Origin of the sequence: Acidimangrovimonas sediminis, assembly GCF_002871005.1 — a bacterium.
GTDB classification, from domain to species: domain Bacteria; phylum Pseudomonadota; class Alphaproteobacteria; order Rhodobacterales; family Rhodobacteraceae; genus Acidimangrovimonas; species Acidimangrovimonas sediminis.
This window is the reverse complement of record NZ_PHSN01000006.1, coordinates 170,254-195,560: the sequence shown is the minus strand read 5'-3', so window position 1 is coordinate 195,560 and position 25,307 is coordinate 170,254. Positions and strand designations below refer to the sequence as shown.

At 67.4% G+C, this 25,307-nt stretch carries 20 protein-coding genes; 4 read left to right on the top strand and 16 right to left on the bottom strand.

The features are described 5' to 3' along the window. Window position 1 precedes the first annotated feature (1 nt). The 4 genes from CVV76_RS07305 to CVV76_RS07290 form a co-directional block, all read right to left on the bottom strand. Window positions 2–943 (bottom strand): glycosyltransferase family 2 protein, encoded by a 942-nt coding sequence (locus CVV76_RS07305; protein ID WP_102223978.1) that lies wholly within the window; start codon window positions 941–943, stop codon window positions 2–4. Between the two features lie 118 nt (window positions 944–1,061). Further along, the gene (locus CVV76_RS07300) at window positions 1,062–2,054 is read right to left on the bottom strand and encodes a hypothetical protein (protein ID WP_102223977.1); all 993 of its coding nucleotides are present in this window, start codon (window positions 2,052–2,054) and stop codon (window positions 1,062–1,064) included. Window positions 2,055–2,056: 2 nt separating this feature from the next. Further along, entirely contained in the window at window positions 2,057–4,273 is a 2,217-nt protein-coding gene (locus tag CVV76_RS07295) for a glycoside hydrolase family 99-like domain-containing protein (RefSeq protein ID WP_408607882.1), read from the bottom strand. Window positions 4,274–4,322: 49 nt separating this feature from the next. Then, window positions 4,323–5,135 carry an ABC transporter permease gene (locus tag CVV76_RS07290; protein ID WP_102223976.1) on the bottom strand — a complete coding sequence of 271 codons (813 nt, stop codon included), beginning with the start codon at window positions 5,133–5,135 and terminating at the stop codon, window positions 4,323–4,325. 530 nt (window positions 5,136–5,665) lie between these two features. Here CVV76_RS07290 and CVV76_RS07285 point away from each other — a divergent pair. Both CVV76_RS07285 and CVV76_RS07280 read left to right on the top strand, forming a co-directional pair. Continuing rightward, entirely contained in the window at window positions 5,666–6,793 is a 1,128-nt protein-coding gene (locus tag CVV76_RS07285; RefSeq protein WP_102223975.1) for a sugar transporter, read from the top strand. Then, window positions 6,790–7,449, top strand: a complete 660-nt coding sequence (locus tag CVV76_RS07280; protein ID WP_102223974.1) for an ABC transporter ATP-binding protein — start codon at window positions 6,790–6,792, stop codon at window positions 7,447–7,449. Before CVV76_RS07285 ends, CVV76_RS07280 begins: the two co-directional genes overlap by 4 nt. 18 nt (window positions 7,450–7,467) lie before the next feature. Here the strand turns inward: CVV76_RS07280 and CVV76_RS07275 are convergent, their stop codons facing one another. Both CVV76_RS07275 and CVV76_RS07270 read right to left on the bottom strand, forming a co-directional pair. Next, entirely contained in the window at window positions 7,468–10,596 is a 3,129-nt protein-coding gene (locus CVV76_RS07275) for a calcium-binding protein (protein WP_233192758.1), read from the bottom strand. Between the two features lie 162 nt (window positions 10,597–10,758). Beyond that, a complete protein-coding gene (locus CVV76_RS07270) occupies window positions 10,759–11,532 on the bottom strand; it encodes an ion transporter (protein WP_102223972.1) in 774 nt (257 codons plus the stop codon). A 135-nt stretch (window positions 11,533–11,667) separates the two neighbouring features. Here CVV76_RS07270 and CVV76_RS07265 point away from each other — a divergent pair, with 135 nt between their 5' ends. Further along, entirely contained in the window at window positions 11,668–13,305 is a 1,638-nt protein-coding gene (locus tag CVV76_RS07265; RefSeq protein ID WP_102223971.1) for an MFS transporter, read from the top strand. 29 nt (window positions 13,306–13,334) lie between these two features. Here the strand turns inward: CVV76_RS07265 and CVV76_RS07260 are convergent, their stop codons facing one another. The 10 genes from CVV76_RS07260 to CVV76_RS07215 all read right to left on the bottom strand — a co-directional run bounded on the left by CVV76_RS07260 (window position 13,335) and on the right by CVV76_RS07215 (window position 24,848). Beyond that, window positions 13,335–16,433, bottom strand: a complete 3,099-nt coding sequence (locus CVV76_RS07260; protein ID WP_102223970.1) for an efflux RND transporter permease subunit — start codon at window positions 16,431–16,433, stop codon at window positions 13,335–13,337. A gap of 22 nt (window positions 16,434–16,455) precedes the next feature. Then, the gene (locus CVV76_RS07255) at window positions 16,456–17,604 is read right to left on the bottom strand and encodes an efflux RND transporter periplasmic adaptor subunit (RefSeq protein WP_102223969.1); all 1,149 of its coding nucleotides are present in this window, start codon (window positions 17,602–17,604) and stop codon (window positions 16,456–16,458) included. A 193-nt stretch (window positions 17,605–17,797) separates the two neighbouring features. After that, on the bottom strand, window positions 17,798–18,709 hold the full coding sequence (gene trhO / locus CVV76_RS07250) for an oxygen-dependent tRNA uridine(34) hydroxylase TrhO (protein ID WP_102223968.1): 912 nt from the start codon (window positions 18,707–18,709) through the stop codon (window positions 17,798–17,800). Window positions 18,710–18,818: 109 nt separating this feature from the next. After that, window positions 18,819–19,241 (bottom strand): alternative ribosome rescue aminoacyl-tRNA hydrolase ArfB, encoded by a 423-nt coding sequence (gene arfB, locus CVV76_RS07245; protein WP_102223967.1) that lies wholly within the window; start codon window positions 19,239–19,241, stop codon window positions 18,819–18,821. A 252-nt stretch (window positions 19,242–19,493) separates the two neighbouring features. Next, window positions 19,494–20,117 (bottom strand): queuosine precursor transporter, encoded by a 624-nt coding sequence (locus CVV76_RS07240; protein ID WP_102223966.1) that lies wholly within the window; start codon window positions 20,115–20,117, stop codon window positions 19,494–19,496. A gap of 129 nt (window positions 20,118–20,246) precedes the next feature. After that, entirely contained in the window at window positions 20,247–20,957 is a 711-nt protein-coding gene (locus CVV76_RS07235; protein ID WP_102223965.1) for a methyltransferase family protein, read from the bottom strand. A gap of 108 nt (window positions 20,958–21,065) precedes the next feature. Further along, a complete protein-coding gene (locus CVV76_RS07230) occupies window positions 21,066–22,007 on the bottom strand; it encodes an esterase-like activity of phytase family protein (protein ID WP_102223964.1) in 942 nt (313 codons plus the stop codon). Continuing rightward, window positions 21,980–22,897 carry a penicillin-insensitive murein endopeptidase gene (gene mepA / locus CVV76_RS07225; protein WP_102223963.1) on the bottom strand — a complete coding sequence of 306 codons (918 nt, stop codon included), beginning with the start codon at window positions 22,895–22,897 and terminating at the stop codon, window positions 21,980–21,982. Before mepA ends, CVV76_RS07230 begins: the two co-directional genes overlap by 28 nt. Then, a complete protein-coding gene (locus CVV76_RS07220; protein WP_102223962.1) occupies window positions 22,873–24,240 on the bottom strand; it encodes an MFS transporter in 1,368 nt (455 codons plus the stop codon). Before CVV76_RS07220 ends, mepA begins: the two co-directional genes overlap by 25 nt. Before the next feature lie 77 nt (window positions 24,241–24,317). Then, a complete protein-coding gene (locus CVV76_RS07215; RefSeq protein ID WP_102223961.1) occupies window positions 24,318–24,848 on the bottom strand; it encodes an acyl-CoA thioesterase in 531 nt (176 codons plus the stop codon). A gap of 162 nt (window positions 24,849–25,010) precedes the next feature. Between CVV76_RS07215 and CVV76_RS07210 the strand changes: the two genes are divergently transcribed. Then, on the top strand, window positions 25,011–25,304 hold the full coding sequence (locus CVV76_RS07210) for a YggT family protein (RefSeq protein WP_102223960.1): 294 nt from the start codon (window positions 25,011–25,013) through the stop codon (window positions 25,302–25,304). Window positions 25,305–25,307 lie beyond the last annotated feature (3 nt).

The window sequence follows — 25,307 nt, the reverse complement described above, 5'->3', positions numbered from 1 at the left end:
CTCAGATCAGCCCGAGCGGTGCCGCCATCAGGAGGGCCGCCTGTGCCGGGCCCGATTGGCGATAGAGGCCGAGTTTTCGCAGCGCGCGGGCACGCATCGCCCGCGGCCCGGCCCGCAATCGGACGAATCCCTCGACAAGCTGCCGGTTTTCCTCGGTCAACCGATGAGACGATGCCGCCAGCGCACGCAGGTTGATCGCATTCCAGTCGCGCAGCCCCCCCGACAGTACGCGCGCGACCCGCCGGGCCCGCGCCGGCAGCGACCGGTTCTCACCCACGAGGTTGGCGCCGTGCTGACGGTAGAGGACGGTCGGCTGCGGATCGTAGATCACCCGTCCCCCGGCGCCCGAGACGATCTGGTAGATCCACCAGTCGTGCGACACGATCTGCCCCGCCTCGGCCGCCGCGGCCTGCACGAGGTCGAGCGCGGCGCGGTTCAGCATCATCGTGTTGCCGCCGACGATGCACTGCATCAGCGCATTGCGAAAGCCCGGCGGCCGGCGATGCAGCGGCGAAGGATGCAGCCGCGTCAGGTTTCGGTCGCAGACCCAGGTGCGGCTGCCGTAAAGCGCGGGCATGTCCGTCGGCACCATGGCAAGATGCGCGACAGCTCGGGCGATCTTTTCCGGCAACCAGACGTCATCCTGATCCGACAGCGCGACATGCGGCGTGTCCGGCCCCGCCGCGCGGATCAGGTGCAGAAAGTTCTGGCCGAATCCCCGCCGCGGCCCGTCGATCAGCGTCACCGCCCGCCCGTCGGCGGCGCCGGAAAAGGCCCGCACGAGGGCCGGCCCCGCGTCCGTGGAACCGTCATCCGACACGATCAGGCGCCAGTTGGCATGGCTCTGGTCGCGGTAACTTTGCAGTTGCGGATCGAGGCAGGGCGCCCCGTTGAACAGGGCAAGAAGGATCGTCACCTCGTCGGGTCGGGCCTGTCGCGACATCCTTGCCTCCTGCTGCAGGGACGGCCCGGTTGGCCATCCGTCAGTTCTCAAGGCTAGGGCGCAGATCTTACCGAAGCGTGAGCGAATGCAGGCGTTTTGCCTAAGATTAGAGACGTTTTCATGCGGCTTCGCCAGCATGCCAGAGCGCGCGCGCAATACGTTCCCAGACCGGGCGCGTCAGCCGATCGCGCCCGATCTCGTTGCCCGATACCACGGGGTCGGCCAGGGTCAGGCCCGGCTGGACCGATGCGCGGCGGGCCAGGAACCGGGCGTTCGAGGCCGTGAACCGCTGCGCGATATCGCTACTTTCCTCGGGCGAGAAGATCGTGCCCCGCATGTCGGGCCCGAACTGGTCGCGCAACACCTGTTCAACCAGCCCCACCAGTGCCGCCGGCGCGATCCCGGGGCGCGAGATCGCCCCCGCGACCAGCGCCGCCAGCGGATCGTGCGACACGTTCGACCGTCCCTTGGCGAAGGGCTTCAACTGGTCCGCCCGAACCGGCACATGCAGCCGACGCAGCATCTCGCCCATGATCCCACCCTCCGAGGCGGTCGCGGCCTCGTAGCTGAGGAACGTCAGCTCATCGGGGGCGAAAACCGTCTCGAGATGGGCGGAAAGCGCGTCATAATCCATCCACAACCCGTCGGCGAAGCCAGTGTCCAGCGCGTGCCGCACGAAGCCCCGCACCTCGGGCGCGGCGCGGTCGCGGGCGATCTGGCCATAGACCGATTGCAGGAAGCTGCGCTGGTTGCGGAGCATGCAGATCACCTGCACCGACTCGTAAGGTTCCGTCAGCCGGCGCAGATCATCGAGGTCGACCTGCCGCGGATGTGCGCGCGAGAATTCCTCGGACGAGAGGAAGACGGTGCCGTCGGCATCGGCATAATCGGCGGCGACGCGGTGCCACTCGGCCTCGGGGTTGCCGCGCAGGGCATAGGGGGCGGGCATCGGGATCCAGCGCGTGACCAACCCGTGATGCCCCCGCGTCTCGCCCACGAAGGGATAGATCAACCCGTGGTTCAACAGCAGTTCGCGGTTCTGGAACAGCGTGTCCTGGATCGTCGTGGTCGCGGTCTTGTGCAGGCCGATGTGAAGGACGAGATGCGCCATGTCTAGTTTCCGTCTCCCCCGGGTTTGCCGGTCCCGGTCCATTGGGCCAGCACGTCGAGGCAGGCGCGTCCATATTGCTCGGACGGCTCCAGCATCGCCTTCTCGGCCCATTCGTTCCAGGCGTTGATGAACAATTCCCCGCGGTAGGAAGCCGGCAATCGTGCCGCCCCGATCCGCGAGAGCCAGTGATGAAAGCGCGCGGGATTCGCGCCGTAGGCGACATGGCCCCGGTTGCCGCGCCGCGCGGTGTTGTCCCACGACGGCATGACCCCGGCGATCAGGTTCTTCGGCCGCCCACGGTCCGGCGCCAGGCTGTTGCGCATCGCGCCGGCATAATCGTAGATCAGCCCCTCGAACCCCGGGGCGACATCAAAGCCCAGACGGTTGCCCCCCGGCCCGCCGAACAGGAAATCCTGCCCGTGGACCAGCCCGTGCGGCGGCATCTCGATCCAGAAGTCGAAGACGTGCGGCGCAACCGGCGCCTCCCCACCGACATGGAAGCGCACCGCCCCGATCTCCACCTGCCCCAGCCCCAGCTCGCGCCAGGCGGCACGCAGGCGGGCGACGTTGGTCTCTGGGTCCGGCATGTCCTCGGGCCGGTAGATCACGAACCGCGGCCGCCGCCCGTCGGGCCGGGCATAGCGCGGGTCGGACATGTAGGGCATCAGGTCCTGCGCCAGCGCCGCCTCGAACCCCTCGGCGTAGGTCTGTTCCATCAGCACCTCGCCCGACAGGCCATCCCAGTTGCGGCGCCAGCTTTCGTTGGCCCAGCACAGGTAGAATGGAAAATCCGTGCCTGTTTCTGCCAGAAGCCGGTTCAAGGGCTCATGCAGCACGCGGCGGCCATCGAACCAGTAATGGTAGACGCAAAAGGCATCGACCCCCGCCGCCCGCGCCATCCTGGCCTGCATTCCCATCACCTCGGGCAGGCGCAGATCGTAGAAACCCGTCTCGCCCGGCAGCATCGGCTGGCGATGGCCCGGGAATTGCGGCGTGGCCCGGATCACGTTGGTCCATTCGGTGAACCCCTTGCCCCACCAGGCGTCGTTCTCGGGCGTCGGGTGGAACTGCGGCAGGTAGGCCGCCGTCACGAAGGCCGGTCGTACCGGCGCCGCCGGCGGGCCGCTCTCGATCAGCTGCGAGGTCTGGGCGATGGTCATGCCCGCCGCCTGCACGAGGTGCCCGAGCGCGCGTTCCACCGCATGGGCCAGCGTGCCGTCGACCTGCCCCTCCTCCGGCTCGAAGATCGCTTCAGTCAGCGCCATGCCCCGCAGCATCGCGATCATCAACGGCTTCAGCCAATAGATCGACCCGGCCGGAAAAGAGAGCGGAAACTCCCCCGTCCGAATCTCGACACGGCGCAGGAGGTGGGTCACCGTCTGCCGGTTGCAGCCCCACCATTCGTCCCCTGTGTAGTGCTGGCCGTCGGCGACCCAGAATGCGGCGTTCGGATCGGCAAGGAAACGGTCGAGCAGCGGCCCTGTGTCGGCGCCGGGAAGGATGCCGCCGATCAGGTGGCGGCGCCAGTGATCGCCGTCCTGCCGGTGTGGCGACTTCTTGGTATGCAGCTTGCAGATCGCGCGGTACCCGTCGAGCACCCCGGCATTCACCAGATGCAGGAAGGGAAAGATGTCGCGCCCGTGGTTCGGCATCGGCACCAGCACAGCGCCCGGGTGGCTTTCGCGGATCCGCGCCATCAGCGCCTCGGTCGCGGCGCCCTTGTGGGTGAGCGTGACGAAAAGGTCGTGATCCACCCCCGCCTCGGCCAGGGTTTCGGCGATCTCGTCCCACATTTCGTGATAATAGATATGGACGACGACCGCGAATTCCGCCGTCCGTGCATGGCCGCGCAACACCGGCGGGCGCACCGGAAGGCATTCATCTACCGGGGGCAGTTCCTTGGTGATGCGGTCCTCATGCCGACCGGCGCGCAGATAATGCAGGAAGGGCGCCGGCTGCCCCTTCAGATCCGGGTTGTAACCGACATAGGCCCGCGGGCTGAAATCCGGGTTGGGGCGCAGACCCATCGCCTCGCCGAAGGTGACATAGTGCCGTTCGGGGAACGCACGGAACAGCGCGTGCAGCGACGGGTTGGCGCCACGGTAGAACGTCCGGTCGAACAGTCCGGACCGCTTCGCCTCGGCGATGTAGCGCCAGCGCCAGGGCGCCGGCAGGGCAAACCGTTTCATCACCCGCAGCCTGTGCCGGGCCCGTGCCATCCCCGGCCCGCGCAGAAAGGCCAGGTCGATCCCGCTTGCATCCGTCATCTCATCCCTCCGCAGCCATGGTCCGGGAATGGCGCCTCAGTAGCATCAGCCCCGCCGCCAGCGCCGTCAGGGCCGCGAGGTAAACGAAGGAGGACGACACGAAGGCAGCCTCGTAAGTCGGGTAGAATCCCGCCCGCATTTCGGCGGTGACGTGGATCAGTGGGTTGAACCAGAGAACCTCACGCGCCGGCAGGGGCAGGCCCTCATACAGGAAGAACGCCCCCGAGATCAGGAACAGCGGCCGCGTGACGATCGCCCAGATCCGCGCCCAGGCGGGGAAGGCGGTCATCAGGTAGCAGTTCAGCGTACCCACCCCGGCGCCCAGTGCCGCCGCCATGCCCAGCGCGTTGCCCGCCGCCCATGGGTCGACCCAGGGGCGCAGGCCGAAAACCGCGACGATCCCCGCGATCACGATATACATCGCCAGAACCTGCGTCAGGAACGCCAGCACGAACCGTACCACCAGCGCGTCGAGGAAGGTGACGCGCGGATAAGCCAGCAGCGGGCGCGAGTAGAGGATCGCCTGGCTGAGGTTCTGCGCCACCGCGTTGTAGAGCAGGAACGGCAGGTACCCCGTCGCATAGAACAGCGGAAAGTTGTCGCCCAGCGGCGGCCGCCGCAGGAAGAAGGTGAAGACAAGGGTCAGCACGGCGATTCCGCCGATCGGGTCGATCAGGGCCCACAGATAGCCGCCGGGCGACCGGCCATAGGTCGTCGCCATCTCGCGCAGCATCAGGGCGGTGATGTTCCGTGGCAGGGCGAATCGCGCCTTCGGGCCTTGATAGGGCCTGATCTGGCTGTCTTGCGCCGCCATACTCACCATCTTCCTCCTGTCGCGGGCACCCCGACCCCGACGCGGCCCGAATGCGGCCCCAACCTGGGCCCCGGCATGCTGCCGTCAGGGGTGACACTGGGGTAAACCGGTTAAAGAAGGCTCAACCGTTCCGTGATGTTCTGCGTGGCATGAGCATCACCGACACGCCCCCCCGCCAGAAGGCGATAGAAACTGCGGCTCGGACAGCGGCACGGACGGTCCCCCACCGCGCCAGTGCCGAAGCCGTTCCCCCGGACAATTCCCATCGCAACGGGGCGCCCCAGCCCGTCAAGCCGCGGCCGGCAGGGGCAGCCCCGTCCCCCGGTCACGCGAAACATGCCCCGCGGAGACCCGGCCAACCGAAGGCCGGGCCGGCAAAGGGCCCCCAGGCTGGTCGCCCACAGGCGAAGGCCCCTCCTCCCCGACCTGCGGCACCCCAACCTGCGGCACCCCAACCTGAAGCACCCCAACCTGAAGCACCCCGGCCGGCCGCGCCGCAGCGCCCCCTGCCCGGACCCTATCAACGCCCCGTGGCAAGCCGGGCGCGCTGGCGGCTACGTCATCGCGGATTGCTGGCCACCTTCGTGATCTGCGTGCTGCTGCCCGTGCTGGCGGCGGGCGGCTACCTCTGGGGGATCGCCGCGAATCAGTACGGCTCGACCGTCGGGTTTGCCGTGCGAACCGAACAGATGCGCTCCTCCCTCGACATCCTCGGCGGATTGTCGGCGCTGGCGGGCGGGGCTTCGTCCTCCTCCGACATGGATATCCTCTACAAGTTCATCCAGAGCCAGGAAATGGTCGCCGCCGTCGACCGCCGGGTCGACCTGCGCGCGCTCTGGTCGCCGCCCTACCCGCATGACCCGGTCTTCGGCCTTGATCCCAAGGTGCGGATCGAGGGGCTGACCGATTACTGGAACCGCATGGTCGACCTGGCCTACGACCCCGCCACCGGGCTGATGGAGATCACCGTGCGGGCCTTTACCGCCGCCGACGCCCAGCGCATCGCCAACGCCCTGTTCGACGAAAGCGCCCGGCGGATCAACGCGCTGTCGGACATCGCGCGCGAGGATGCCACCCGCTATGCGCGGACCGAACTAGAAACCGCCAAGACCCGCCTGAAATCAACGCGCGAGGCGATGACCGCGTTTCGCATGAAAAGCCGGATCGTCGACCCGAAAGCCGACATACAGGGCAAGATGGGGCTTCTGAACTCGCTCCAGGCGCAGATGGCGCAGGCGCTGATCGACCTCGACCTCTTGCGCGAGAATACCAAGGCCGGCGACCTGCGCATCACTCAGGCGGAGCGGCGCATCGCCCTGATCCGCAAGCGCATGGAGGAGGAGCGCGACCGATTCAGCGCCACGGGCAAGGGGCCGTCGGGCGAAAGCTACGCCACGCTGGTCGCCAGCTTCGAGCGCCTCGCCGCCGATCAGGATTTCGCCGAACGCGCCTATACCTCGGCGCTGGCAGCCTATGACATGGCGCTGAGCCAGGCGCAGCAGCAGTCGCGCTACCTTGCCGCCTACATCCGCCCCACACTGGCCGACGATCCGGAATATCCGCGCCGTTCGATGCTGCTGAACATGCTGTCGGCCTTCCTTCTGCTGGGTTGGGCGGTGGCCACGCTGATCTTCTACTCGGTGCGGGACCGGCGATGATCCGGCTGGAACGCCTGTCGAAGCACTATCGCCTGCACGGCCGCCACCACGTCGTGGCGAACCGTATCGACGCGGTCTTTCCCAAGGGCGTTTCGGTTGCCCTTCTGGGTCGCAATGGCGCGGGGAAAAGCACGCTTCTGCGGATGATCGCGGGCGTGCTTCCGCCCTCGTCGGGCCGGATCGTGGCCGAGGGGTCGATTTCCTATCCGGTGGGCTTCGCGGGCTCGTTCCACGGCGACCTTACCGGGGCGCAGAACGTGCGGTTCGTGGCCCGCATCTATGGCGTGGACAGTGACGAACTCGCGGACTTCGTCGAGGAATTCGCAGAGCTGGGCCAGCATTTCCGCCTGCCGTTCCGCACCTATTCCTCGGGCATGCGGGCGCGGCTGAGCTTTGGAACCTCGATGGGCCTGCCGTTCGACCACTACCTGGTGGACGAAGTCACCAGCGTCGGCGACGCGAGGTTCCGAAAGAAGAGCGAGCGGGTGTTCCGCGACCGGTTGCGCACTGCCGGGGCAATCTACGTCAGCCATGCCCTGGGCGGGGTCCGCGCGCTCTGCACCCAGGGCGCGGTGCTGGAGGCCGGCCGCCTGACCTGGCACGACGACTTGCGCGACGCGATCCGCCACCACCAGAAAAACCTTGCACGGGGGTGACCCCGGAAAGACCCTGTTTCAGCCAAAAACGACGATGTGTGCCTCCAGCCCCGTGGTGGAATGCAGGCCGGACAGAAGCACGCTTGTACCGTCGTCGAACCCGAACAGCAGCCCCTGCGCCGTGTCGTGCATCAGCCCCATCACTCCCGCCGCGTCGCGACCGCCCGCAAGCGTGCGGTTGAAGTACAGCTGATCATGCTCGACCACGCTGAAATCGGCCACCGTGTCGGCACCATAACCCGGGTTGAACACGAACCAGTCGTTGCCGGCATTGCCCGCCATCACGTCGTTGCCGGTGCCGCCGACGATCTTGTCACGCCCCTCGCCGCCGAGGATCGTGTCATGCGCCGAATTCCCGACGATCGTGTCGTCGCCCGCGCCGCCCAGCAGGTAGTCCGACCCCGCGTTTCCCACGAGGCGAGAGGCCCCCGGCCCATCGCTGATCGTGTCGGCCCCGCTGCCGCCGAACAGCTTGTTGTTGCCCAGGGTCGCGATGATCCGGTCGTTGCCGTCCTCGCCCAGTGCGCGGTCGTTGCCCTGGCCCGCATAGATCACGTCATGCCCCGCGCCGCCGCGCAGCGTGTCGCTGCCATCGCCGCCGTCCAGCGTGTCGTCGCCGTCGTCGCCCCGCAGCATGTCGCGGTCGCCCAGCCCGATCAGGAAATCGTCGCCCGCCCGACCGACCAGCGTATTGGCCCCGCCGGTGCCGCGCAGGTCGTCGGCATAGGTGGAGCCAAGGACCACCTCGATCCCGGAATACATGTCGCCGCGCGCATCGCCCTGGTTCACGTCGGGATTCGACAGGTTCACCGTGACGCCCGTACCGGCGTTGAAGTAGCTGGCGACGTCGCCCAGCCCATCGCCACCGACAAGATAATCGTATCCCGCCCCGCCTTCGAGCGTGTCATTGCCAGCGCCGCCCTCCAGCGTGTCATTGCCACCGCGGCCGAGGATCCAGTCGTCGCCATCGCCACCGCCGAACCACTCGGTCGCGTCGGTCCCCCCCAGCGTATCTCCCGCGGCGGAGCCCAGCAGACCCTCGATCGAATTGTAGCTGTCGCCCGCCGCATCCCCGGTGTTCGTGCCGGGACCCGCCATGTCGGCCCGCACGCCCTCGGCCGAGGTGGCATAGCTGGCGATGTCCCATCCCGCGCCGCCGCGCAGATCGTCCGCGCCGCCGCCGCCGTCCAGCGTGTCCTCCCCCGCGCCGCCGTCCAGCACATCGTCACCGCGGCGGCCCTTGATCAGGTCGTGCCCGCCATCGCCGTAGATCAGGTTGGCGTCATTCGAGCCCAGAAGCTGATCGGAATAGCCGGAGCCGAGGATCGCCTCGATCGAGGTGTAGCTGTCGCCGACGGCATCGCCGGTGTTGGAGGACCGGATCAGAAGGTCGGCATGCAGGCCCTTTGTCGCGCTGGCATAGCTGACCCAGTCGGTGCCCTCGCCCCCGTCCATCAGGTCGGCGCCCTGTCCGCCGTCCAGCGTGTCGTCGCCGCTGCCGCCGGTCAGCGTGTCGTCGCCGCCAAGGCCCGACAGGTATCCGCCGGAATCGTCACAGGCCAGAAGGTCGGCGGCCCCCGTCGCCGTGGTCATGACGCCGCCACTGCTGCCCGGGGTGGTGCCCGTATCCGTCGCCTCGGTGATCACCACCGCCTCGTCCCCGGCATTGCCAAGGTACGTCCGGTCGACGTTGACCACGTCGGCGTCGGTGAAATCGCTGGCGCGCAGCGTCCCGCCGTCGGCCGAACGCACGTCGATCCAGTACTCGCCATAGGTCAGCCGCACGCCCCAGCTCTTCGCCGAAAACGCGATCCGGTCGGTGCCGTGGCACAGCGGCAGCGCCGAGAGGTCGAGCTTGTCGATCCCCTTCTGAAAGTCGAGCACGGTGCCCAGCTGGCCCGTCGCCAGGGCGGCCTCGGGGCGGAATACGAACAGGTCCGCCCCCGCCCCGCCCGAAAGCGCATTCGCCCCGCTCCCCGCGATCAGGATATCGTCACCCGCACTGCCCGAAACAGTCACCGATCCCGCCGACCCCTGCGCCACGACCCCCAGGGCCGAGGTCGCGACGGTCATGTGCGCGATGCCGGGATCCGTCTCTGACGCGGCGAAAAGGTTCAGCGTTCCGCCCACCGCGGCCAACTCCACCGCCTTCACGTTGGCCAGCGCCCGGTCGTATGTGTCTTCGACCGCTCCAAGGTGCACCAGCCGCCCGCCCGGCGTCAGGGCGAACAGGCTGATCCCGTCGTCGCTGCCCCCCGCCAATACGAAGACATGCCCGTCGGCCACCGTGGCCGCGACCGACGTGACGTTTTGGAACCGGGTCGCGAGATCGTCGAGGATGTGGTCGGTGGCCAGCAACGTGCCATCCGACCGCACCTCGACCACGCTGAGGCTGGATGTCCCCGCCGCGCCGATGATCGCGTAGCTGTGGCCGTCCATCACCACGGTGTCGATCGCCGTGGGGGCCGCGATGCCCAGCCCCGAGGTGATCCCCACCTGGTCGACCAGCGACAGCTTGCCACCCGAGGATACCTTGTAGCTCATCACCTGGTCGGCGCCGTGCAGGCCGACCACAAGGTAATCGCCAGTGCCGACCTCGATCCCCGCGATGGCCCCGATCCCGCCGTCGCGGTTCAGCCCGGTCTGGCTCAGCGCGTCCGCCTTGTCGGTCTGCACCAGGTGGCCGGAGCTGTCGTAGCCGTAAAGCCGCAGATACGCCCCGCCCTGCTCGGACAGCGCGACATAGCCGCCCACGCTGTCGCCGACACCGGGCGTTCCGGCCAGGCCCCAGGATGGCGTCAGGTCCACGCTGGTCGAGCTGACGACGCCGCTGGCGCCGACCTTCTGCGCCTTCACCGTCGCGCCCTGCCGACCCAGCGCCACCAGCCCCTCGCCCCCCGACGGCAGGTCGAGCGCAAGCAGCCGCGTGTCAGACGGCAGCGCCGACCCAGAGGGATAGGCCTGCAGGCCAAGCTGGCTGACCGTTCCGCCGGCGCCGATCCGCCAGGCACCCAGGCCGCCATCGGGGCCGGTCGCGGAATAGAGCGTCAGCCCCCCGCTGCCTTCGAGAATCGTGAAATCCGTGATCCCCGCCGTCAGGACGGCAGGGTTGGCCGCGATTGTCGCGGCATACCCGATGTCCACCACATCACCCCTTCGATCGCGCCCACCACGGCACAGTGCCGGGGTTATCGCAGGCCGAAGTTTCCGTTTTCCCAACAATCGCCCCTGCACGGCGAAAGCTTCCGCACGGCATTCATCTCAAATGCCGCCTACCCCATCGAAAGGCCGCAACTCCCGCCCCCGCGTTCAGACACTGCCTTCGGTCTCTATATGCAAGGTGGTGCCGCAATGCTTGCAATGCACCGCGTCGGGGTCATGCAGCTTCAGGCCGCAGGTCGGGCAGGTGTGGCGCACCTTCGCGGGGCGAAACAGGACCTGTGCCAGCCGCAGGAACAGCGTGACGCCGAAGATCATCACCGCGACCGAGATCATCCGCCCCGTGGTGCCGGTCAGGGTGATATCGCCGAACCCCGTCGTCGTCAGCGCCGTGACGGTGAAGTAAAGCGCGTCGGCATAGTTCCCGATCTGCGGATTGCTGCGGTACTGGGTGGCATAGACAAGGCCGGTCATGACGAACATGAACACCAGAAGGTTCGCCGCGGCGACGATCACCTCCTCATGGCTTCGGAAAAAGCGGAAGTCGGTGCGCAGCCGTTTCAGCATCTGATAGGTGTGCAGCAGGCGAAGCGTGCGCAGGATCCTGAGGAATCCGAGCCCCTCGCCCGCCAGCGGCGCCAGGAACGAGACGATCGCCGCGACATCGGCCAGCGTGGACGGCGCCAGGAAGAACCGGCCCTTGCGCGGCGCGATCACCGTCCGCGCGGCAAAGTCGGCCAGGATCAGCAGACCGAACACCGCGTCGATCGCCTCGACCAGCGGGCCGTGACGGCTGAACGAGGTGGCGACGACGAAGATCACGGTGACCAGGTCGAAGGCCAGAAGCGCGTAGCGGAACCGGTGGGCGCGGCGGCTGTGCCCTTCGTAGAGCCGTCTGAGCGCGTCGATCCTGTTTCCGGTCATCTGCCACCTTCCCTTGCCTCTTGCAGGGAAGTCTGGCGCCGCGACAGGGCGGTTGGCAAGCGTTCGGGCCTGCGCCACCTTGCCGCCGCCGCCCGGGCGGCGTATCCGGGGAGGACACAGCGAGAGGGGGAACAAGTGGCTGCGCAGTCGTCACTTCTGGGGGTCTTCCGCAACCGTACCTTCCGGGCACTCTGGTCGGCGGCGCTGGTGTCGAATCTGGGGGGCCTGATCCAGGGCGTGGGGGCGAGCTGGGCGATGACCTCGCTTACCACCTCTCATGCGCTGGTGGCGCTGGTGCAGGCCTCGACCACGCTGCCGATCATGCTGTTCGCGCTGCCCGCCGGCGCGCTTGCCGACAGTTTCCCGCGGCGGCGGATCATGCTGGCCGCACAGGTCTTCATGCTGGTGGTGTCGGTGCTGCTGACGGCGGTGGCCTTCCTCGGCGGCCTCGGACCGTGGAGCCTTCTGGCCTTCACCTTCCTGATCGGCTGTGGCCAGGCGCTGAACAACCCGTCGTGGCAGGCCTCGATGGGCGACATCATCGGCAAGGAGGAGCTGGGCAAGGCTGTCCTCGTGAACTCCATGGGGTTCAACATGATGCGGTCGGTCGGCCCGGCGATCGGTGGCGCGATCGTGGCGGCGGCAGGGGCGGCGGCGGCCTTCGCCCTCAACGCCGCCTCCTACGTCTTCCTGATCGCCGCACTGTTCGGCTGGCACCCCGAGACCGCGGACAACGCGCTTCCCCGCGAACATTTCGGCCGGGCGATCGGGGCCGGTCTGCGTTATGTCTCGATGTCGCCGCACCTGCTGCGGCTGATGGCGCGCGGCATGATCTTCGGCATCGCGGCCGTCTCTATCCTTGCGCTTCTGCCCCTCGTGGCGCGCGACATGCTGAACACCGGAGCGCTGGGATATGGCGTGATGCTGGGCGCCTTCGGCATCGGCGCGATCCTCGGCGCCTTTTCCAACAGCCGGATCCGCGCGCGCTATTCCAACGAGACGGTGGTGCGCGGCGCCTTCCTCGGGTTCGGCTTTTCCACGCTGGTGCTGGGGCTGAGTGCGTCCTTCGCACTGAACTGCGCCGTGCTGCTGATCTCGGGCGCCTGCTGGGTGCTGGCGCTGTCGCTGTTCAACGTGACGGTCCAGCTGACCACGCCGCGCTGGGTGGTGGGCCGCGCGCTTGCCCTCTACCAGACCGCAACGTTCGGCGGCATGGCCGCTGGCAGCTGGATCTGGGGCGCGGTCGCGGGCAGCTGGGGCATTCCGGCCGCGCTTTTCGGCACGACCTGCGTGCTGTTGATCGGCGCCGTGGTGGGTCTGCGCTGGCCGCTGGACGAACAGGGTGGGCTGAACCTCGACCCCCTTGGCCGGTTCTCAGAACCGCTGCTGCGGCTGGACATCAAGCCGCAATCGGGGCCGATCATGGTGATGGTGGATTACGAGATCGCGCAGGAGGACCTGCCCGAGTTCCTGCGCGTCATGACGCTGCGCCGCCGGGTTAGGCGGCGCGACGGGGCGCAGCAATGGTCGCTTCTGCGCGACCTGGAAAATCCCGACATCTGGACCGAGACCTACCACGTTCCGACCTGGACGGATTACGTGCGCCACAATACCCGCCGGACCCAGGCCGATGCCGAGGTCTTCGAGCAGCTTCTGGCCCTGCACAAGGGTGAGGGCGCCCCCCGCGTGCATCGGATGATCGAGCGCCAGACCGTGCCGGTGGAAGAACGGCTACGGCTGAAGGACCCGACCGGCGCGGTGCTGGGGCCGTGATGCCCCTGTAGGGTGCGTTCAAACGCGCCCTACGAACGGCGCCCGAACAGCCCGAACCAGCGCCGCCGCCGACGCGGACCGTCGCCGCGCGTCACGATCATCAGCATCGAGGGGGTCACGATCAGCGTCAGCACGGTCGCGAACGCCAGCCCGAACACGATGGCCGAGGACAGCGAGATCCACCATTGCGTCGACGGCGCGCCATAGGTCGTCTCGTGGCTCAGGATCTCCAGGTTCAGGCCGAAGGCGATCGGCAGCACGCCAAGGATCGCCGTCAGCGCCGTCAGCACCACCGGCCGGGCCCGCTCCCGGCAGGTTTCCAGGATCGCGTCGACCTTGGCCATGCCGCCCTCGCGCAGCTGGTCGTAGGTGTCGATCAGCACGATGTTGTTGTTCACCACGACGCCCGCCAGCGCGATGATCCCGATCCCGGTCATCACCACGCCGAAGGGCTGGCCCATGATCATCAGGCCCAGGAACACCCCGATGGTCGACATCACCACCGCCGAGAGCACCAGCCCGACCGAGGTGAACTTGTTGAACTGTGCCAGCAGCACCGCGAAGATCAGCGCCATCGCCGCAAGGAATGCCTTGCCGAGGAAGGCCTGCGCATCCTTCTGGTCCTCGTCCGCGCCCGCCATCTTCCAGCGGATCCCCTGCGTGTCGAATCCCATCTTCGCGACCGCCGCCGCCACCTTCTGGCGCACCGGATCCTGCTGCACCCCGGCGGGGATGTTGGCCTGCACGGTGATCGTGCGCACCCCGTCGATCCGCGTCAGCGTGCCCACCGTCGGCGCCGCCTCGCGCGTCACGAAGTTCGAGATCGGGACCGGGCCGTCGCTGGTCTCGATCCGAAGCTGGTCCAGCTCGGACACGGTGCGTTGCTCGCGCGGCAGGCGCAGGGTGATGTCGACCGCGTCATCGACCCCGGTCGGGCGGAATTCCGACAGCTTCAGGCCATTCGTCACCATCCGCACCATCGCCCCGACCGATCCCGGGGTGATGCCGTAGCGGGCGGCCTCGGCCCGGTCGACCTTCAGCTCCCAGTCGATGCCGGGCAGCGGCATGCCGTCGTCGATGTCGATCGCATCCTTCATCCCGCCCAGAAGATCGGCCACCTTCTTCGCCGCCGCCGGCAATACCGACGGATCCGCCGACGACAGCTGTACCTGGATCGCCTTGCCCGTGGGCGGCCCCGCCTGCGGCACCGAAACCTCGACCGAGGCCCCCGGAATGCCGACCATCACGCGGCGCAGGTCGGCGAGGATCTCGTTCGCGGGCTTGCGGTGGCGCCAGTCGACGAATTCGTACTGGATCGTTCCCACCACGTCGGCCGCCACATCCTGCCCCTGCGCGCCCGACCCCTGCCCCACGCGGGTGTAGACCGTCTTGATCCCGGGCCAGCCGAGGATCCGGTCCTCGGCCTGCCGCACCAGCGCGTCCTTCTCGTCGATCGACAGGTTGCCGCGGGCATGGACGTAGAGCAGGCCGTAATCCGGCTCGACATTGGGGAAGAACTCCACCCCCTTGCCGTACTTGCCGTAAGCCACCGGTACCGCGACCAGCGCGGCCACCGCCAGCGTCAGCACCAGCCACGGGTGACGGATCGCCCGGCCGACGATCTTCATGTAAAGGCCGTCGCGGTGCTTTTCCTCCTCGACCACGGGGCGGGCGACCATGGCGCCCAGCGTCGGCGCGAAGATCAGCGCGTAGAGCATCGACGCCGAGAGCGTCGCGATCAGCGTGATCGGCATGTATTTCATGAACTCGCCGACCACCCCGGGCCAGAACAGGAGGGGCGAGAAGGCCGCGACCCGGGTCATGGTGGCCGCGATCACCGGGCCCGCCATGCGGTGCGAGGCCATGGCGAAGGCCGCGCGCTTGTCCATGCCCTCGGACATCCGGCGTTCGGCGAACTCGGTGACGATGATCGCGTCGTCCACCAGCATCCCCACGGCGAGGATCAGCGAGAAGAGAACGACGATGTTCACCGTCAGCCCCGCCATGTCGAGGCCGAGGATACCGATCAGGAACGACGCCGGGATCGCCAGCCCGATCAGCAGCGACGCCCGTCCCGACAGCGCGAAAAGGATGACGATGAACACCAGGATCACCGCCGTCAGGACCGAGTTCTGAAGATCCGACAGAAGCTGGCGGATGTTGTCCGACTTGTCCTGGGAAAAGGTGACCACGGCGCCCTTGGGCAGGATCTTGGCGAAGTCGTTGGTGATCGTCTTCACGGTGTCGACCGTCTCGATCAGGTTCGCACCCACGCGCTTCGAGATCTCGATCGCCACCGCGGGCTTGCCGTTCAACCGGGTGATCGTCTCGGGGTCCTTCTGCGTCATCCGCACGGTCGCGATGTCGCGCGCCGTCACCGTGGCGTTGCCGTCGGCCACGATCGGGAGGTCGGCGACGTCGTTGATCGTCTCGATCAGCGTCGGCACCTTGACCGCATATTTCCCCTGGCGCCCTTCCAGCGCGCCGGCCGCGACCAGCTGGTTGTTGGCCTGCACCCCCTGGATCAGTTGGTCGGCCCTGAGCCCGTAGGACGACAGCTTCGCCGGGTCGATCGTCACCTCGGCCACGTCGTCGCGCACGCCCTGAAGCTTGGCCTCGAGAACGCCCGGAACCTCCTCGAGCCGGTCCTGCAGCTCGCGCGCAGCGACCGCCAGCGCCTGTTCAGGAACGTCGCCCGAAAGCGTCACCACCAGAACCGGAAACTCGGACAGGTTGACCTCGTGCACCTCGGGCTCGTCCGTGCCGTCGGGCAGCTTGGGCTTGGCGTCCTGCACCCCGTTGCGCACGTCCGTCAGCGCCTTGTCGAGGTTGGCCCCTGCCTGGAACTCGATCAGCACGTTGCCGCCGTCCTGGTAGGCGGTCGAGGTCATCTTCTTGATGCCGCTGATGTTCTTCAGCTTCGATTCCATCGGCCGCAGCAGCAGCCGTTCGCTGTCCTCGGGCGAGATCCCGGTGTAGTGCATCGAGACGTAGATGATCGGGATCTGGACGTCGGGCTCGGCCTCCTTCGGGATCGAGATGTAGGCCATGGCGCCGGCGATCATCAGGAACACCAGGATCGAGATGGTCAGCCGCGCGTTGCGGATCGCGGTTTCGACAAGCTTCATCGCCCCGCCCCCATCGCGCCGGTCATTCGAGCGCGGCGTTCTTGGGCTGGGTCACGGCGTTGACCCGTGCACCCACGGCGACCATGTCCTGGCCCGAGACAATCACCCTGACATCCCCCGGCACGCCAGTGATGATAAGCCCGTCCGGCGTGTCGTCGACAAGCTTCACCGGCACGAAGCGCACCACGTCGTCCTTGCCGATCGCCCGCACGCCCAGATCGCCGTTGCCGTTCAGCGTGATCACCGACCGGCGCACCCGGATCGCCTCAACCGCAGGTGCGTAGAGTGTGACTTCGGCAGTCATTCCCGCCGGGATAGAGCCTTTTTCATTGGGTAGCGCCACCTCGACCGGGAAGGTCCGCGTCCGGGCCGAGGCTTCGGAGGCGACGAAACGCACCGTGCCCTCAAGCTTGCGGCCGTCGACAAGGCGGACCTCGGCCTTCGACCCGCGGTGAATGACCCCGATGTCGGTCTCGCTCACCTCGGCCTTAACCACTATCGGGTCGAGCGACAGCAGAGCAGCGATCGGTGTCCCGATCTGCACCCATTCGCCAAGTTCGACCGGGACCGCGTCGATCACGCCGGAGAACGGCGCGGTAAGTTGCAGGCGGTCCTTGTCGGCCCGGGCCTGGCTCAGCTGTGCCTGGGCCGCCGCCATCGCCGATTTCGCAGCGGTCAGCGCGGTATCCGAGGTGTTGCCCGACTTGTTCAGCTTCTCGGCAACCGTCAACTCGCGCTGGCGCTGTGCCAGCATCGCCTCGGCGGTGGCGACATTGGCCGTGAATTCCGGCCCCTCGACCCGCATCACAAGCGCGCCCTTCTCGATCCGCTCGCCCTTATGAACGGGCAGCGCGTCGATGATGCCGCTCGACCGCGCGGCCAGCGTCGTCGACTTGTCCGGCGCGGTGTTGCCCGAGATCACGATGGCGCGGCGGTGTTCCTGGAAATCTGGCGTGACCACCGCGACGGTGGGCCGGCCGGCATCTGCCGTCGCGCCGCCCGCCTGGGCCGAAGGGCCTGGGGCCGGCTGGTCCGCCGCGGCGGTACGATCGGCGGAGGCTTCCGGCTGTTCACTGCCGACGGCCGAGAACTTGCCGGTCGCCACCCAGGCGCCCGCGCCGAGCAGAACGACAATCGCGGCGACGCGGTGAAAGCGAAAACGACTGGACATAGGGAAACGTTCCTCCGGCCGACACGCGCGCGCCCTTCTCCTCCGGAACGCTGCACACGGCTGGATCGCAACATTGTGTTTGCGAGCTGGCCCGTCAAGACGCCGACCCGCCCCCGAAGAGCGAATGTTACTGGTTTGCACATTAGGTGACGCAAGGTCACCCTGCGGGACACACGGCCGGAACCGGCCGCGGCTAGACGTCCTGCCGGCCGATGTGGAGCGTGCCGCGAGCCTCGGCCCGTTCGACCTGCCTCTGACGTTCGCGAAATCTTGCCCGATCGGCCTCGGAATACTCCTCTGCGCAGGCCGGACAGCTGACCCCCTCCTCGTATTCGGGGGCCGCGCGGTCGCGGTCGGTCAGAGGCCGCCGGCAGGCGTGGCAGGTCGACAGATTGCCGGGCACGAGACCGTGGCCCACGCTGACCCGCTTATCGAAGACGAAACATTCGCCCTGCCAGAGGCTTTCGGCCTCGGGCACCTCCTCGAGGTATTTCAGGATCCCGCCCTGAAGGTGAAAGACCTCCGCCGAGCCTTCCGAGCGCAGGTAGGCGGTCGCCTTCTCGCAGCGGATTCCACCGGTGCAGAACATCGCGATCCGCTTGCCCTCGAACCGTGCCCGGTTCGCCTGCCACCAGGCCGGGAAGTCGCGAAAGCGGTCGGTGCCCGGATCGACCGCACCCGCGAAGCTTCCGATCGCCACCTCGTAGGCGTTGCGCGTGTCGATCACGGCCACGTCGGGGGCCGAGATCAGGGCATTCCACTCGGCGGGTGCGACATAGCGCCCGACCGCGCCGACCGGATCGACCTGCGGCTGCCCCATGCTGACGATCTCGCGTTTCAGACGCACCTTCATACGCCCGAAAGGCATCGTCTCGGCATGGCTTTCCTTCCAGCCGAGCGCCGCGCAGCCCGGCAGCCCGCGCACATGTGCCAACACGTCGTCGATGCCCTCGCGGGGGCCCGCGATCGTGCCGTTGATCCCCTCGGGTGCGAGCAGCAGGGTGCCCCGCACGCCCCCGGCCTCGCACAGCGCCAGCAATGGCGCACGCAGCGCGGCCGGGTCGGCGAAGGGCGTGAAATGGTAGAGCGCAGCGACGATGAACATGGCGCTGATGTACGGGGCGCGTTGGCGCGTGGCAAGCGGGCCGGGGGCCAGCCCCCGGACCCCCGGGATATTTCCGCTCAGAAGAAGGGGGTATCGCCGGGAGGGGGCGCTACTCTGGCTCGTTCGGGCGGGCGCGCAGGGCCTTGACCTGGCCGCGCTCTGTCTTTGCCTTCAGGCGGCGGCGCTGGCTTCCCAGCGTGGGGCGTGTCGGGATCCGCTTCTTCGGCGCGGTCAGGGCCTTTCTGATCAGCTCGGCCAACCGCTCGCGTGCGATCTCGCGGTTGCGGGCCTGGTGGCGGGTGTCCTCGGCCCGGATCACCAGCGCGCCGTCCGCCGTCCAGCGCCTCCCCGCGATCCGCCTGAGCCGGGCCTTGACCGCGGGCGGCAGATGCGGCGAGCGCTCGGCCTCGAACCGCAGTTCGACCGCGGTCTCGACCTTGTTGACGTTCTGCCCGCCGGGACCGGAAGAGCGGGTAAAGCTCTCGGTCATTTCCCAGTCCTGCAGGACGATATCGTCGGTGATGCGCAGCATAGGCCGGAGGCTAGCCGCAGCGCGGCAAAAGGAAAAGGGCCGTGCGTTGCGCACGGCCCTCCGAGTTCCTGGAGATGGGCCAATTAGGAGACCCAATCAGGGGGGTGAAGCCTTCGGGGCTGCCCTCAGGCGACAATCCTCCTGACTGTCTTGACACCTCTCTCCAATATCCCTCTCGACACTGGACCACCTCCTTTCAATGCGTTTCAGCTAAGGAAAGGGTGACACAGATTTTGTGTTTGTCAAAAGTTTTTACGCAAGGGGTACGGTCACTTTCCGCACCACTGCCCGATAAGGCAGCAAAGACACGAGGACGAGGGCCAGCTTCACCCCCCAATCGGCAACCCCCAGACTGACCCATAGCGGCGCGCGCGGACCGACGCCGAGGATCGGCAGCATCTCGTTCGCCCAGGCGACATCGGCGGCCGGGCCGAGGAGTGTAAGCGCCGCAGCGAAAGCCAGGGAGAAGAAGATGATCGAGTCGAGTGCAGACCCAATCAGCGACGACAGGATCGGACCCTGCCACCACACCCGCCGGCGCATGGCGTTGAAGACGAAGATGTCCATCAGCTGGCCGACAACGAAGGCGGTGAGCGAGGCGAAGGCCACGCGCGCCGTCACCAAGGGACCGTAGGCGCCGTCGATCTGCGTTCCGATGAGCGAGCAGATCAGGCCGACGACGAAGCCGGCCAACACCACGCGCTTGGCCACGCGGACGCCGAAGACCCGGTTGGTCAGGTCGGTGACGAGAAAGGTGAACGGGTAGGTGAAGGCGCCCCATGTCAGCCACTGGCCGCAGAGGAACTGGACGAGGATGTTCGAGGCCACCACGACGATGGCCATGGCGAGGACGCCGGGCAGGTAGGTGCGGATCATATGTGCTTTCCGTTTTGACAAGGTCGCGGAGACTTGGCCCCGACCCGCCGCCGGGTCGGGGACGCGGTGCCTTATCGCCCCGCGCCGGTCACGGTCAAGCGTTCAGGCCGATCTTGGCGGAACCGATTGTCACCAGAGGCCGGGGACAAGCCGCCAGACCGTCCGCGCCTTGTAGCTGGCATAGCCGGCGAGGTTTTCCTCAAGAAAGCGTTCCTCGTGCACCAGCCGAAGCGCCAGCATCGCGGCGATGATCAGTGTCAGAGCCACGCTCAGCCAGCTTCCCAGCAAGAGCGAGGCGCTGAGCTGGCAGGCGATGGTGACGGTGTAGAACGGATGCCGCACGATGGCATAGGCGCCGTTGTCGACGACCCGGTGCCCGCGGTCCGTCTGCAGACAGACGGTCGTGGCCAGAAACGGGTTCTGGCGCATCGTCATGTATCCCATCCAGACGCATAGCGGCAGGCAAAGCGCCGCCGCCGCCCTCAGGTCGAACGGAACGTGCGACCAGCCATGGCGCACTGCGTCGTATCCGGCCGACGCAGCCCAGAGCAGGATCATCGCACTGTGGAACGGAACGAAGATGCGGTCGGAAAGGGGTTGCCCGCGCGGCGCGAGCGACAGCCTTGCCTCGATCAGTTTCGGATCGTGGCGCAGCAGCGCATACGCGGCGGGAAAGATCGAGATGGTCACCAGCCCGAGAAAGAACCACCCCCCTGTCCAGTCGTCTGTGCCCGCCCCGTAAAACAGCACTCCGGCGAAAATCAAAAGCTCGAACCCCAACGCCGCGCCGATCTTCACCGCCAGGGCATGCCGCCCCAATACCTTGTCCAGCCTGTGCATTCCGTTCCCATGTCCCCTTAAGCCACGGGAAAGGATCTGACGAGGAAACCTTACGCCACCCTTACAGCCGGCCTGACGATTGGTCACCGGGGTGCGCGGGCGCAGCGGTCACGGCCCCTTGGCGGACGCGGCATGCGCCATCGCCGGGGCCACGACGTAATCGACGAGCTCGGTCTTCTGTAGGAAGAGGAAGTTGTCGTCGGAAATCATCGTCAGGCGGATCCGGCTCTGGGCATCGCGCCAGACGGCCAGCCCCTCGAGGTTGTCGTACTGGCCAGGGTAGCTCTGGAACAGCTGCACCGCGTCGACCGGGCGGTTGCCCGCGCCCATGGTCACGCGGATCACCCGGGTCTGGAAGCCGAAGATGCCCAGGAAGGCCCGCTCGAGGATATAGAGCCGGCCATCGGGGCCGAAATCGGCCCCGACCGGGCGGAATCGATCGGGCCGGGTCAGGCTGAACGGCTGGGTCCAGCGTCCGCCGGCGTAGCGGTAGACCGGGATCGGGTGCCCCACCGGCCCGACTTCGGGCATGGTATAGAGCGCGCCGCCGGCATCCACCGCCAGCGCCTCGAGCGAGCCGTTCAGCGGCATGTTCAGGAACGCGGGATCGCGCGGCAGGGCATGGGCCGGGCCATCGGGACGATCGTATTCCAGCACACGCTGGATCCCCTCGAAGCTGAGATAGATCTTGCCCGAGGACGAGACCGCCAGCCCCTCGCTGTCGCGCCGGGTCGCGCGCAGGACCTTGCCGTCAGGGCCACGCTCGGGCGTGATCGGGTTGGCCGAGACGGCAGTCACCGCCCCGGAGGCGTCGCGCGTGAGGCTGCCCGAGATCAGGTTTCCCTTGTCGCTCTGGCTGAGGAAACGGTGGCCGTCGTCGCTGAGCTCCAGCCCGGACCAGCCGCCGAAATGGGGGTCATCGACATGCCAGACATAGGTGCCGACATGCGTGGCCAGATCCGGCGTCCGGGCCCGCCCCGACATCGTGCCGACGGCCGCGCCCGCCAGCGCGACGCCCGCGATCAGGGCGAGGACAGGACGGTAGCGCATTGCGACGGAAGATCTGACAGGACGTAGGTGCGCGCGGTCCGCTTGGGCGGCCCCTTGGGTTTCGCGGGTTTCTTCGGCTGTCCCTTGGGCGGGTTGAGCAGATCCGTCACCCACCAGTTCAAGGTGGCGTCACAGCCGTCGCCGCCCTTCGACAGCTTGGCCACGGTCGGCCGCTGTGTCCGGCACAGCGGGTCGCCGGAGGGGCATTTCAGCCGCACGTGGAAATGGTAGTTGTGGCCGAACCACGGCCGGATCTTCTGCAGCCAGCCCCGGTCGTTCGCTGGCGTCGCGTTGCACATGGCGATCTTGGCGGCGGCGGCGACGAAGATCCGGTCGACGCGCGGATCCATCGCGGCACGGCGCATCAGCAGGTAATGCTGCCGGTCCCAGTTGCGGGTGACGTTGCGCTGGTCCGCCGTGCGGATCGGGATCGAGCTGATCTTCTCGCGCTCTGCCCGGGAAAGGCGCATATCGGTGCCCGGCAGCATCCAGATATCGACGTCTAGCCCCATCTGATGGCTGGCATGCCCCGAGGCCATCGGCCCGCCCCGCGGTTGCCCGATATCGCCGACGTAGAGACCGTTCCAGCCCCGCAGAGTGGCGGCATAACGGCTCAGGTCCTCGATGAACGAGACGGTCTCGGGCATCCCCCAGTTGCGGTCGCGGCTCAGCCGCATCGCCTGCCAGGTCGGGCCGGTCTGCGGCAGCCGCACCAGGCCCTGGGCACACCCCCGGCTGTAGGATCCGATCGCCAGCGACGGGCCGCGGCTCGGTCCGTCGACCGCGCCGAAAAGCGTCTTCGCCAGCGGCTGTGCCCCGGCGGACGTCGCCATGACCAAGGCGAGGCCCGCAAGAAGCGCGGGGATCAGTCGGTGGAAGGGTTTGCCCATAGGGTGTCTGCTCGGTCGCCGTCGGGTTTCACCCAGACTAACAGAACACCCGCGATAAGAAAGAGTGCGATCAGGGGCGTGATTCCAAGCTGTTGCGAGCCGGTCAGCCCGGTCACCGCCGCGATGGCCGTCGGCGCAAGGAAGGAGGTCGCCTTGCCCGACAGCGCGTAGAGTCCGAAGCTTTCGGTGATCTTGGCCGGATCGGCCTGGCGCACCAGCATGGTCCGGCTGGCGGACTGGATCGTGCCTCCGACCGCGCCGATCAGCCCGCCCAGCACGTAGAAGGTGATGTCGGGCAGCTTGCTGTCGGGCGTCACCGCAATGCCGAAGACCGCGTGCCGTGTGACCATGACGATCGAGATCACGACGATGATCAGCACCAGCACGCAGACCACGATCACCGGTTTCGGCCCGAACCGAGAATCCGCCTTGCCGCCGACCCAGGTGAAGATCGCCCCGGTCACGGCGGCGAGGATGCCGAACACACCCATCTGCACGACCGACCATTCCAGTACCTTCGTCGCGTAGAGGCCGCCGAAGGCATAGATGCCGTTCAGGGCGTCGCGGTAGAACATCGACGCGCCGAGAAAGGCAAAGAGGCTGGGGTTTCGCGGCAGCCCGCGCAGGGTGTCGCGCAATTCGGGCAGCGCTACCCGCACCGCGCGGCCAATCGGCACCGCGCCGGGCTTTTTCGGCTCTCGCACCCACAGGAAGAACGGGATCATGAACACCGCGTACCAGATCGCGGTGAAGGGGCCGACCGCCCGCGTCCCCTCGCGCGCAGCGGCATCGAGGCCGAGGATGGGCGAGATCCCGATCAGCGTCCGGCCCGTGGCGTTCTCGGCGAACAGCGTCAGCATCAGCACCAGCGAGATCACCCCCCCGACATAGCCGAAGGCCCAGCCGGAGCCCGAGATCCGCCCGATCTCTTCCTTCGTGCCCAGCTCGGGCAGCAGCGAATTGGTGAAGATCGTGGCGAATTCCATGCCGATCAGGCCGATGCCGAAGAACACGAGGATCGTCACCGGATCGAAGGTCGCGGGCGCGGAATACCAAAGCCCCCAGGCCCCCACGACATACATCACGGAGAAGACCCAGATGAACGCCATGCGCCCCCCGGAGCGGTCGGCGATCGCGCCGAGGATCGGGGCGAGCACGGCGATCGTCAGGCTGGCCGCGCCGATGCCCCAGCCCCAGACCTCCTGCGCGCGGGCGCCGTCGGTGAACTGGCTGGCGAAATAGGGGCCGAAGATGAATGTAAGCAGAAGCGTGTTGTAGGGTTGGCTGGCCCAGTCGAAGAAGAACCAGCCCCATATCCGGCGCTTTGCAGTGATCCCGACCATGCCTGACTCCCGTCCCCTGCCGGGATAAGACAGGCAAACCCGTTACCACGCAAGCGGCATCGCTTCGTGCGTTTGCGTCAGCCCTGCGGCGGCCACGGCCGTTCCGCATCCGCCGCGATCCAGGCCTGCACCCACGAAGGCAGCGCCGGGCTTTCGCCGGAAACGCCCAGCGCCGCGCCCACCTTCGCCGGCGCCACGATGCCTTGCGCATCCGTCACCGCGACTCGCAGCAGAATGTGATTGGCGCAGGTTTCGCCCAGCCACAGGCTCTGTTCGACATAGGAGAAGCGGTGATCCCAGCCGAGCATCCGCGTCCGCATCTCGAACCGCGCCATGAGCTTGATCCGCTTGCGGTATCGGACCGAGGCGCCGGCAATGCTTGCCCCCCATCGGTTCGTCCGCATCGCGCCGACGATGCCGGTGCGCTGGAAGAACGGGATCCGCCCCAGATCGTAAAGCGTCAGCGTGCGCCCGTTGTTCAGCTCGCGCCAAGGGTCGAGATCCCACGGCCAGCAGCGGTGATGCGTCACCAGCGTCTCGAACGGGCTGGCGGGCGCCAGCTTGCGGGCAAGGTAGAGTTCGAGCGCCAGGCGGGCGAAGGGATACATGGGGCGGCCTCCTCCCCCTCGGCGTGGCGCAGGCACCCGGTCGGGTCAAGCCGGACCTTGCGGCATTTTCCCCATTGCCGTGCCGTTGCGGGGCCAGAAAGGTTGTGCTTTGGGCAGGCCTCCCTTACCTGTGTCGAAACCTTGCAACCGGAACGGACGACCATGGTCTCGATCGCGCAAATCCTGATGATGATCCTGAACATCGCCAAGTTCATCGTGATCGTGCAGATCATCATGTCGTGGCTGATCAGCTTTCAGGTGCTGAACCTGCGCCAGCCGCTGGTCTACCAGATCTGGGACGGCCTGAACCGTCTGCTGGAGCCCGTCTATTCGCGTATCCGCAGCTTCCTGCCCAACACCGGCGCGCTCGACCTCGCACCGCTGGTGTTCTTCTTCATCATCATCGCGCTGCAGATGATCATCGCCAACAACATCGGCACCTTCGCAAGCTACTGACGG